Genomic DNA, 10,438 nt, shown 5'->3' with positions numbered 1-10,438 from the left:
AAAATACTAATATCTGTAACATCTGTATTTTACAAAATATATCTAACAATTTGGGATATTAATTCAACAGTCTTTTACATTATTTAATTTTCTAAAAGGATGATTTTCAGGAAGTGGTTCTTGTTCAAAAACATCAAGACCTGCTCCACTAAATTTATTTTCATTTAAAGCTTTTATTAAATCATTTTGATTAATAATCTCTGCACGAGAAGTATTTATTAAAAAAGCAGAACGCTTCATTAATGATAAATCATCATATGTTACTAAATTCTTAGTTTGTGCTCCTAATACAAGGTGTATTGAAATGAAATCAGATCGTTTAAATAGTTCTTCTTTAGATTCTGCAAAAGTAATATCAACGTCATTACAACGTTTCTTGGTTAAGTTTGGACTCCATGCAATCACATTCATTTCAAATGCTTTAGCAACGGGTACCATAAGTTTTCCAATATGGCCTAATCCCAGTAGTCCTAGTGTCTTGCCTTGTAGACTATATCCAAGAGTAGACTGCCAAGAACTATTATTTTTAATTGCATTTGTTTCTTTTAAAAGATGTCTTGAAAGGTTTAATATCAATGCCCAAGTTAGTTCCATAGGAGGTTGTTTTAAACTTTTAGTACCACATACTGTAATATTTTTTTCTGTTGTAGCATCTATATCTATAGAATTATTTCTCATTCCAGAAGTTACTATCAATTTTAAGTTAGGTAATCTATCTAATAATGCTCGAGTCAAAGGAGTTCTTTCACGCATAATTACAATAATATCGGCATTGTATAAAGCTTTTACTAGGTTATTACCTTGTAGATGTTGAGTTAAATTAGTTACATTAATATTTTCTAACTCATACCAATTGGCTAGATTTAGAGATATATTTTGATAGTCATCAAGTATGATGCAATTCATAAAAAATCTACATTATAAAGTTTATATTATTTATTAGTATAATGCAGAGATAGTATTTGTAGAAGTTTATTTAGCTAAAGCTTTTAAGAGTTATTTTGAAAGAAAGAACTTGATTTGGTCCTATAGCTGCAGGAGCTCTTGTTCCATATGCTGTATCAGGAGCACAATATAGGATAACTGTAGATCCTGTTGGGATTTGTGGTATCGCATCTTTCCAACATTTAATTAAATTTGTAAGAGGGAATGAAACACCTTCACTAGAGTCAAAGCTTGATCCAATAAGTTTTCCTTGTTTAATAGCATTTAAGGCTTTTTCATTATCTTTCTCATAAGCAACAGCCGGAGTTGTTCCATTATACGCAATTGTTACTTTACTATCTGCATTTGGTTTTTTACCATCACCTTTTTCTATTACTTGATAGTAAACACCATCGTTTACTTTAGTGATACCATCAATTTTAGATATTTCATTAATTAGTTTTTCTGAATTTATTTCATTTTGTTTTGCTATATCAATTTGTTTTTTTGCTAACTTATTCTTTAGTATTTCCATATCTTTCTGCATTTGCTCTTTAGATATTTTAGGTTGATTGCCTTTTAAAGCATCTTCAAATCCTTTAGCAGCTTCCGAATTATCTATACCAAAATTCTGATTAGCTATTCCAGAGCCAATTTGATAACCAACAGTATAACTTGCTTGAGGCCCTACAGTTATTCCAGTAGGTTTGGTATCACTATATGCATTAACAGTTAAACCTATTAGCGAGCATGATGTAATAGCTACTATTTTTTTTAAATTCATGTTTTCTCCTTGTTTATCTTTGTATATTATCTTTCGAAATATTAAAAAAATCAAAAAGCTCTTTATCCAACATCTGTGAAGGTGATATATTTGATAGAGCTTTAAATATTACGTTTTTTCGATCTGGATTTTTTTCTTCCCATTTGTTTAGCATATCTTTTATAAATACTCTTTGCAAATTATCTTGAGACCCACATAGGTTACAAGGAATGATTGGAAAGTTTTTAAGTTGTGAGTATTCTGAAGTTTCTTTTTCACTAACAAAAGCAAGAGGGCGAATTACAATATTTCGTCTATCATCACTTATTAGCTTGGGAGGCATTGCTTTTATTGAGCCATTGTAGAATATATTTAAAAAAAATGTTTCGATAATATCATCCCTATGATGGCCTAAGGCAATTTTTGTAATATTATTTTCTTCAGCAAAGTCATATAAGATACCTCGACGCATTCTTGAGCATAGTCCACAAGTTGTTTTACCTTCTGGAATCACTTTTTTAACAACACTATATGTATCTCTTTCAATAATATGAAAATCAACATTTCTTAATTTTAGATAGTTTGGCAGAATATCTTCTGGAAATCCGGGTTGCTTTTGATCTAAATTAACAGCAATTATATCAAATTTTATAGGGGCTTTTTGTTGCAGCAACAATAACATTTCAAGGAGACAATAAGAGTCTTTACCACCTGATAAGCAGACCATTATTTTATCACCATCCTCAATCATATTGTATTGATTAATAGCTTGGGCAGTTTTTCTGAGTATTTGTTTCTCAAGTTTTTTTAAATTTTGTTTGTTTGTATCAATCATTCTTTTCTAAAATTTTTTGTTTTAAATCTGCAGGAAGTTTATGTAGTCTAGCAGTTTTTGAGTTATAGCATGCCAATTTAGCTTTTGCTTTAGTAACTATATTATCACTACCTAAAATTCTAATTTCATAATCAAATTCAATACTTGCAGCGCCTATTTTAGATATATATTGAGTTACTTCTATTTTATTAGGGTGTTGTAAAGCAACTATATATTTACAACTTTGTTCTGTAATTACTAATTGAATAGAGTTCTCTTTAGCCCAATTCATAAGACCAGTATTTTCATATGCCCATGTTGTTCGAGCTTCTTCGAAATAATCAAAGTATTTACCATTATTAACATGGTCATTTTTATCAGTATCTGACCAGCGAATATTAGTTATAATTTTAAAAGGTTTAGAATTCATTTTATTATCCATCATTAAAAAATGTAAGATAGTAGAGGTTTACGTGGAATTTCACAGCTTTCTAACTGGGCAGAGTATTTTTTGGCAACTTCAGCAGTTTTACGAGCATAATTTTTTAGGAAAGAGTTATTTCTATGACTACCTCGTTTATATCCGCCAATACCTTCATGATATGCAAGATATAAATCATAAGTATCTGTTTTGCTGATTCCTGTTTTATTATGAACATCATTTAAATACCAACCTATGAAGTCAACAGCATCAGCATAGTTTGATCTGGAAACAAAAGATTGCTTAGTTTGCTTTTTGTAATGATCCCATGTGCCATCTAATGCTTGAGAGTATCCATAAGCACTTGAAGCTCTACCTTTAGGTATAAAGCCAAAATAATATTGCATAGATGGTTTAGCATCTGCTCTAAAAGAAGACTCTTGTCTTACAAAAGCCATTTGTACATTTAGAGGAATTCCCCAGCGATCATATGAATCAACCATATCATAATACCAGTCTGGATATTGATGAATAATGCTACAAGCATTATTTATATTTTTAGGTTGAGCAGTTGTACAAGATCCTAAGATTGCCACAGCTATAATTAAGCCTGATAGTTTGATTATATTTTTCATTATAAGTTCCTATAAAATACACCGACTACTTTGTCTTGAAATCTACGAGCATTATAACGATCTGAGTGTTTTAAGTCATTTAACATAATAGAAAATGTTATACGATGATTTTTTGCAGTCAAAACATATCCAGATAGAGTTGATACACCAGCAAGAGTACCTGTTTTAGCATGAACTTTACCAAGAAGTTTTCCACCCATTCTGTATGCTATAGTGCCACTCATTCCTGAAGCTGGTAAGTACTGGTATAACTTTTTACCAACAGGACTATTGAATGTTTTGGTTAGAAAGTTGACCATAAAATTTGGTGATACTCTATCTAATTCTGAAAGGCCTGAACCGTCATACATCGTTAAAGCAGAAGTATCTAGACCTAGCTTATCATATATAATGTTTTGTACAGCATCCGTACCTGCTTTAGTTGATCCTATGCCTGTTTTTTCAAATGCTACTGTGTTTAATATTGTTTCAGCATATAGATTGTCAGAGTGTTTAAGTGTTTTGTCTATAATATATCCGATAGTAGCTGAAGAAGTGGTTATTTGAGCAGGGTAACCTGTAGGGACATTACTTGCTATTGATATATTTCCATGTTTAATTCCATCACTATCTAAAAAGTCTTTTATTGAGTCTAATGTTTTTAAAGCAGGGTTTTTAATAGCTAGTTCAAACATTTTTTCAGCAGTTCTAGATAGATATCCATCTATGTGTATAACATTATTATCATCCATACGGATAAGCGTAGGCTTTGAAGAACTTGTATATTTTGCAGAGTTATCAACTCCAATATTACTCGAGTTGCTTAGTTTGATTACCCGAGTTGAAAGACTATTAGGATTTTTAGCTAATTTAATAACTGTACAGTTTCTATTCATTGTAAAGCTAGATGCAGGAGCCCCATAGCAGAACGTACTATCTTCTTTTGACCATCCTTGAGGGATATATGGACCAGAGAATATGCCTACTAGATATATATCTCCAGTAATTTTTGTTATACCTTTATCTGTTTTTATTTTTTTAATAAGAGTAGCAAGCTGAGTTCCTGTTAAAGATGGATCACCAGAAAATTTTATATACATATCACTATATAATATATGATTTTTAACTCTATTAGCTGGATAATTTACAGATGTTACAAATCTAAAATCACTGGGAAGAGTAAATAAGGCTGCTACTACTGTAAAAACTTTATTGTTACTCGCAGGTTCCATAGCTCTATCTTTTGCATATGAATATAGATTTTCCCCATTCATCGTTCTTTGTGTAGCTATTGCAATTTTAGCATTTGTTAAGCCATATTTTTTTACAAGATATTGTATTTGGCTACGTGTGCTCGCTGCAAATGTATTACTAACACATATTGTAAAAATAAATAGTGTTATTAAAAACTTAGTTTTTTTATACAAAACTCTAAATCCGTGTAGTTTTTCAAAACAATAATAACTTCAGATAATAGCATTTTATGTAATATAAATACAGCCGAACATTATAAGATTTATATATCTTCTAGATATATGTGTTTGAATCATCGTATCAAGTGGTATAAAACATAAACTTGAATTTATGAGTCTATATGATATAATCCTGTAAAATTTATCGATGGGCATAAGTCCTTAGTTTTTTATAACGGATAACTGGCATTTAAGTGAGGTGAGAAAGTATGCCAAGCGTTAGAGTTAAAGAAAGAGAACCTTTTGACGTTGCACTTAGAAGATTTAAAAGATCTTGCGAAAAAGCAGGGATAGTATCTGAGCTACGTCGTAGAGAGTACTTTGAAAAGCCAACTTGGGCACGCAAAAGAAAAAAAGCTGCAGCTGTTAAGAGAGCTTATAGAAGCAATATAATAGTTGGACGATAGTTTTTTATTTAAACCACCTCGAGAGCCTAGGGCTCTCACCTTTCACTAGGAATTCTTTTTTGAATATGTCACAAATTTTTGATCAATTGACTCTTGATATGAAAGAGTCTATGAAAACTAAAGATAAAATTAGATTAACTACTATTCGTATGGCTATGTCTGCGATCAAGCAAAAGCAGATAGATGAAAAAGTAGATATAACAGATGAGATTGTCATAGCAGTTATTACAAAAATGATTAAGCAAAGACAAGACTCTTATAATCAGTATATTCAAGCTGATAGAGCTGAATTAGCTGAAGGTGAGAAAAAGGAAATTGAAGTGTTGACTCAATACATGCCAAAACAACTTAGCGATGAGGAAGTAGTTGCTATAGTTCAGAAAGCTATAGAAGCTGTAGGCGCGACATCTATGAAAGAGATGGGTAAGATTATGGCAAATGTAAAAAAAGAATTAGCTGGCAGAACAGATATGAGTAAAGTCAGTGCAATAGTCAAATCTAATCTAGTGTAAGATTTTTATCTTGACATCATTATGGCAAAAAGAGTCTCAAATAATTTTATAAAAGAGCTTGTGGCTAATGCTGATATAGTTGATGTCGTTTCAAGATATGTTAATTTAAAAAAATCAGGTAAAAATTATAAAGGATGTTGTCCATTTCACAATGAAAAAACGCCATCATTTTTTGTAACACCAGATAAAAATTTTTTTCATTGTTTTGGTTGTCAAGAATCTGGAGATGCTCTTTCTTTTGTTAAGAAAATTAATAATTTAGAATTTATAGATGCTGTAAAGAATCTAGCTGAAATAGTTGGTAAAACGGTTGAGTATGAAAATTATTCTGAAGAAGATTTGCAAAAAGAACAATTATATAATAAATGTATTAGTTTCTTAGAGGTTGCGCAGAAGTATTACCGTTGGAATTTAGGGAGTTCTGATACTAAAGATAAAGCTATAAACTACCTCAAGAAGAGGGGAGTAAATAGTGATTTAGCTAAATTTTTTGGTATTGGATATTCTGCAGAAGGGTGGAATAATATTACGCAACTTGCCAAATCTGCTAAAGTGACAGAAGAAGTACTAATTAATTCTGGTTTAGCTATAAAAAATGATAAAGGTAATATTTATGATCGCTTTCGAGGTAGAGTTATGTTTCCTATTCGAAATATTCAAGGAAATGTAATTGCCTATGGAGGGCGAGTCATAGATGATAGCGATGGTGTTAAATATATTAACTCACCAGAGACTTTAGTTTTCCAAAAAAATAATATTTTGTATGGGTTATATGAGTATCGAGAATATAAAAAACAAAAGCCAGAGAATCTAAGTCAAAGTTTAGTTGTAGTTGAAGGGTATATGGATGTAGTAGGCTTAGCACAATATGGTTTTTATGGTGCTGTTGCTACGTTAGGTACTGCTTTTTCACAGAATCATGCAAAAATTCTTTTTCGAGAAACAAACTCAGTTATTTTATGTTTTGATGGTGATTTGGCAGGACAAAAAGCTGCTCTTAGGACTATTAAAATAGTTTTACCTATATTAGATGGAAATAAAAAGTTAAAAATATTAACACTAATTGAAGATAAAGACCCTGATGATTTTATTAAAACTTATGGGTTAAATAAGTTTAATAAAGCTTTAGAAGATGCTTTGCCAGTTTCAGAATTTTTGATAGAAAACTTTTTTGGAGAAAAAGATCTTAGTAAAGCAGAATGTAAAGCAGAAGTTATAGAAAGTCTAAAAAATTTTTTATCAGATGTTGATGATAATATATATTCAGAAAGTATTATTGCAACCATTGCTGAGAAAATAGGCATAAAAGTTGAACAAATAAAGAAGCTATTAAAGATACGAAAAAATAGTGGGTATGATAATTTACAAAATATAAATGCTAGTGTTATTAAGCAAAAAAGACTTTCGAAAAATTTATCCTTAGAGGAAGAATTGTTGTCTGAGTTATTTGTAAATATCTTAGACTTTCGGATATTGCAACAAAATTATGATTTTGAAATTTTTTCGTCATCAAAAAGATTAGATTTTTTAGCAAAAAGCTTGAAAATTCTAAAAGAAGACTCATCTAATGAAATTGAAGCTGTTATACTTATACAGCTATTGACAGAGGATTATCCTGACTATAGAGAGTATTTCTTTGAGTTATTAAGCTATGGAATAAAGAATACTAGAAAAAAATCTGATAGTGAAAACTATCACCCACAGATTCTGAAAGATCTAAAAAGGGTTGAAGGATATAGCGTAAAAGAACAACTTAAATATTTAGGTACTTTGCCTTTTAGAACTGAAGTTCAAGAGATGGAACGTAAATATTTAATAGCAAAATTAAGTAGTAAATAAAATAAAATTCTATTGGAGTATTAGATGACAAAAGAAGATTTACTCTCAGATCTTAAAGATTTAATAATTGATGGTAAGGAAAGAGGTTATTTAACCAGAGCTGATATATTAGATGCTTTACCAGGCGATGTTTCTGATGATCCAAAAAAATATGAAGAAATAGAGGCTATACTTGTTGATGCAGGTATTGATGTCTATGATAGAACTCCTGAATTAGAAGAAGAAGATGAAAGAAGAGTTAGTGAAGCAAATCTTGATGATCTAAGAGGTAAAACTTCAGATCCAATTCGTATGTATATGCGTGAAATGGGGATTGTTGACCTTTTAGATAAAAGAGGCGAGACAGATATTGCTATTAGAATCGAAGAAGGTACTACAGAAGTTTTCAGTACAATTCTAAGTTATCCTATAGTAGTTAAAACATATATTGAGAGATTTCGTGAATTAGAAGAAAAAGCTCTAGATTACATGTCTTCTCAAGATATAGAAGAAGAACCTGTTGCTAAATATATTCGTTTTAATGAAATTATGGCAGGTTTTAGTGATGAGCAAACAGTAGAAGAAAAAGTTGCTGAAGATGATCATGATGAAAAAATTGATACTCAAAGGGCTTACGAATTCTTTACTAACCTTGAGAAGATGTTTGAAGAATATCAAGAAAAACCTTCTAAAAAGCTTTATAGTAAAATTGTCAAAGAATTTGAACTATTAAGACTTTCAACATCTCATTTACAAAAGCTAGTAGACTATATTCGATTACCTTATGCTAGAGTAAAAGAATTTGAAAGAAAAATATTAAGATTATGTGTTGATAGAGCAAAAACTCCTAGAGCAGAATTTTTAACAGCTTATAAAATAGGCTCTATTGATTGGCTTGAGCCTTTAACTAAAAAGTATCGATTTACAGATAATGTTATTAGAGAAGTTAAAAATCTTACTAAGCAAGTTAATCAATTTCAAAGTCTAATGATGATGGATATTGAAGAGCTTAAAAATGTTAATATTGAAATTTCAAAGAGTGAAGCGAAAATTACTCAAGCTAAAAAAGAAATGATTGAGGCAAACTTAAGGCTAGTTGTTTCTGAAGCAAAGAAATATACAAATAGAGGACTTCATTTCTTAGATATTATTCAAGAAGGTAATATTGGTTTAATGAAGGCTGTAGATAAATTTGATTATCGTAAGGGATTCAAGTTTTCCACATATGCAACTTGGTGGATTCGTCAAGCTATTACACGTTCAATAGCGGATCAAGCAAGAACAATCCGCGTCCCTGTTCATATGATTGAAACAATTAATAAAGTTAATAGAATTAAGCGTCAAATTTTACAAGAAAAAGGGCGTGAAGCTACTGAAGAGGAGATTATTGAATATACTCCTAATATGACTAAAGATAAGCTTAAGAAGATTCTTAATATTTCTCATACACCTATATCAATGGAAAGTCCAATTGGTGATGATGAAGATTCTACAGTAGGTGATTTTATTGAGGATAAAAATAACTACTCTCCTATAGAAGCAGCTAATTTAGAGAACTTAAGAGAAGCTATTAAAGAGCTTATAGAAACTGGATTAACAGAAAGAGAAGCTAAAGTTCTTATGATGCGTTTTGGTATTGGTATGAATACAGACCATACTTTAGAAGAAGTTGGTAAGCAATTTAATGTAACAAGAGAACGTATTAGACAAATTGAAGCAAAAGCTCTTAGAAAGCTTAAGCATCCTTCTAGATCAGCCTTCTTAAAAACTTTCTTATAATCTTTTATTTTTAATTCATATTAATTCTTTAAATGTATTTTGAAAATTACTTTCTATTGTTTTATAACATATCAATAATTACATAAATTAAAATAATTCTAAATAACCAAATTGAGATTGTTTCTGGACATCTTTTAACAATTCTGATTCCTACTGATGTTCCAACGAGTGAACCAACTAATAGCCCTAAAAATGCAGGCAGATATAAATAGCCAAAACTATATGCAGGAATTCCTAAAGCATGATAACTTGATACTAGCATAGTAATTGTTGAGATTAGAGCAACAGGAAAAGAGGTTGATACCGCCATAGCTGCGCAATTTCTCATAGGATAGTTATAATGTTTCATATAAGGGTTAACAATACTTGAGCCACCGATACCTACTATACTTGATAATAACCCTGTAGCACAACCAAAAACTAAACATGACTTTTTAGAAGGTATTCTTATATCTGTATTTGTATGAGCTTTGTTAAGACGAAATGTTTTAATTAAACTAATCAATAATATAATCGCAAATAATATTTCAATTGCTTTTGCAGGCATAATCTGGCCTATTATAGTACCAAGTGCAGCTCCAATAATAATTGTGGGAAATGCATTTTTAAAAATTTTAGTGATTAAGTTGCCATGCTTGAAATGTTTGTAAGAACTATAAATTGCATTTACCATAATAAATGCCAATGAAGTAGAAATTGCTAAATGAATTGAGATCTCATTTGATATGCCTTGGTACTTACAGACGATTAACATTACTGGAATGATTACTGCTCCTCCACCTGCTCCAACCCATGCAGCTAAGATACCAACAACTATTCCTGAAAATAAATAAATAGATAAAAAAGACTGTTGAATTAATATCCCAAATTGTTAGATATATTTTGTAAAATACAGATGTTACAGATATTAGTAT

The 10,438-nt window shown here is 30.4% G+C and carries 11 protein-coding genes; 4 read left to right on the top strand and 7 right to left on the bottom strand.

The window, feature by feature from the left end; all coding sequences use genetic code 11:
- Nucleotides 1-63: 63 nt before the first annotated feature.
- From R8535_RS10065 to dacB, 6 genes are all read right to left on the bottom strand, one after another.
- On the bottom strand, nucleotides 64-906 hold the full coding sequence (locus R8535_RS10065; protein WP_329498917.1) for a D-2-hydroxyacid dehydrogenase family protein: 843 nt from the start codon (nucleotides 904-906) through the stop codon (nucleotides 64-66).
- 70 nt (nucleotides 907-976) lie between these two features.
- Nucleotides 977-1,708, bottom strand: a complete 732-nt coding sequence (locus R8535_RS10060; RefSeq protein WP_329498915.1) for an FKBP-type peptidyl-prolyl cis-trans isomerase N-terminal domain-containing protein — start codon at nucleotides 1,706-1,708, stop codon at nucleotides 977-979.
- A gap of 13 nt (nucleotides 1,709-1,721) precedes the next feature.
- Entirely contained in the window at nucleotides 1,722-2,522 is an 801-nt protein-coding gene (gene ttcA / locus R8535_RS10055; protein WP_329498913.1) for a tRNA 2-thiocytidine(32) synthetase TtcA, read from the bottom strand.
- Nucleotides 2,515-2,931 carry an acyl-CoA thioesterase gene (locus tag R8535_RS10050; protein WP_329498911.1) on the bottom strand — a complete coding sequence of 139 codons (417 nt, stop codon included), beginning with the start codon at nucleotides 2,929-2,931 and terminating at the stop codon, nucleotides 2,515-2,517. The genes ttcA and R8535_RS10050 overlap by 8 nt, the downstream gene beginning before the upstream one ends.
- A gap of 14 nt (nucleotides 2,932-2,945) precedes the next feature.
- Complete coding sequence (locus tag R8535_RS10045; protein ID WP_329498910.1) at nucleotides 2,946-3,557, bottom strand: transglycosylase SLT domain-containing protein; 612 nt, start codon at nucleotides 3,555-3,557, stop codon at nucleotides 2,946-2,948.
- Nucleotides 3,557-4,963: a D-alanyl-D-alanine carboxypeptidase/D-alanyl-D-alanine endopeptidase gene (dacB, locus tag R8535_RS10040; RefSeq protein WP_329498909.1), complete on the bottom strand. Its 1,407-nt coding sequence runs from the start codon at nucleotides 4,961-4,963 to the stop codon at nucleotides 3,557-3,559. Before dacB ends, R8535_RS10045 begins: the two co-directional genes overlap by 1 nt.
- A 254-nt stretch (nucleotides 4,964-5,217) precedes the next feature.
- Between dacB and rpsU the strand changes: the two genes are divergently transcribed.
- From rpsU to rpoD, 4 genes are all read left to right on the top strand, one after another.
- A complete protein-coding gene (gene rpsU / locus R8535_RS10035; protein ID WP_329498908.1) occupies nucleotides 5,218-5,415 on the top strand; it encodes a 30S ribosomal protein S21 in 198 nt (65 codons plus the stop codon).
- 65 nt (nucleotides 5,416-5,480) lie between these two features.
- Nucleotides 5,481-5,927, top strand: a complete 447-nt coding sequence (locus tag R8535_RS10030) for a GatB/YqeY domain-containing protein (RefSeq protein ID WP_329498907.1) — start codon at nucleotides 5,481-5,483, stop codon at nucleotides 5,925-5,927.
- Nucleotides 5,928-5,948: 21 nt separating this feature from the next.
- A complete protein-coding gene (gene dnaG, locus R8535_RS10025) occupies nucleotides 5,949-7,766 on the top strand; it encodes a DNA primase (protein ID WP_329498905.1) in 1,818 nt (605 codons plus the stop codon).
- A 24-nt stretch (nucleotides 7,767-7,790) separates the two neighbouring features.
- Complete coding sequence (gene rpoD / locus R8535_RS10020) at nucleotides 7,791-9,524, top strand: RNA polymerase sigma factor RpoD (protein ID WP_329498903.1); 1,734 nt, start codon at nucleotides 7,791-7,793, stop codon at nucleotides 9,522-9,524.
- Between the two features lie 61 nt (nucleotides 9,525-9,585).
- On the opposite strand, the gene R8535_RS10015 is transcribed toward rpoD, so the two are convergent.
- Nucleotides 9,586-10,329: a sulfite exporter TauE/SafE family protein gene (locus tag R8535_RS10015; RefSeq protein ID WP_329498919.1), complete on the bottom strand. Its 744-nt coding sequence runs from the start codon at nucleotides 10,327-10,329 to the stop codon at nucleotides 9,586-9,588.
- Nucleotides 10,330-10,438 lie beyond the last annotated feature (109 nt).

This window comes from Francisella sp. 19S2-4 (assembly GCF_036281795.1).
Taxonomy (GTDB): domain Bacteria; phylum Pseudomonadota; class Gammaproteobacteria; order Francisellales; family Francisellaceae; genus Francisella.
The sequence above is the reverse complement of the archived record's forward strand: the minus strand, read 5'-3'. Positions and strand labels throughout refer to the sequence as shown.

Coding starts and splice junctions, on each gene's coding strand:
- R8535_RS10050 (WP_329498911.1), bottom strand. CDS start 2,931: ATGAATTCTAAACCTTTTAAAATTATAACTAATATTCGCTGGTCAGAT.
- R8535_RS10060 (WP_329498915.1), bottom strand. CDS start 1,708: ATGAATTTAAAAAAAATAGTAGCTATTACATCATGCTCGCTAATAGGT.
- R8535_RS10045 (WP_329498910.1), bottom strand. CDS start 3,557: ATGAAAAATATAATCAAACTATCAGGCTTAATTATAGCTGTGGCAATC.
- R8535_RS10030 (WP_329498907.1), top strand. CDS start 5,481: ATGTCACAAATTTTTGATCAATTGACTCTTGATATGAAAGAGTCTATG.
- ttcA (WP_329498913.1), bottom strand. CDS start 2,522: ATGATTGATACAAACAAACAAAATTTAAAAAAACTTGAGAAACAAATA.
- rpoD (WP_329498903.1), top strand. CDS start 7,791: ATGACAAAAGAAGATTTACTCTCAGATCTTAAAGATTTAATAATTGAT.
- dnaG (WP_329498905.1), top strand. CDS start 5,949: ATGGCAAAAAGAGTCTCAAATAATTTTATAAAAGAGCTTGTGGCTAAT.
- R8535_RS10065 (WP_329498917.1), bottom strand. CDS start 906: ATGAATTGCATCATACTTGATGACTATCAAAATATATCTCTAAATCTA.
- rpsU (WP_329498908.1), top strand. CDS start 5,218: ATGCCAAGCGTTAGAGTTAAAGAAAGAGAACCTTTTGACGTTGCACTT.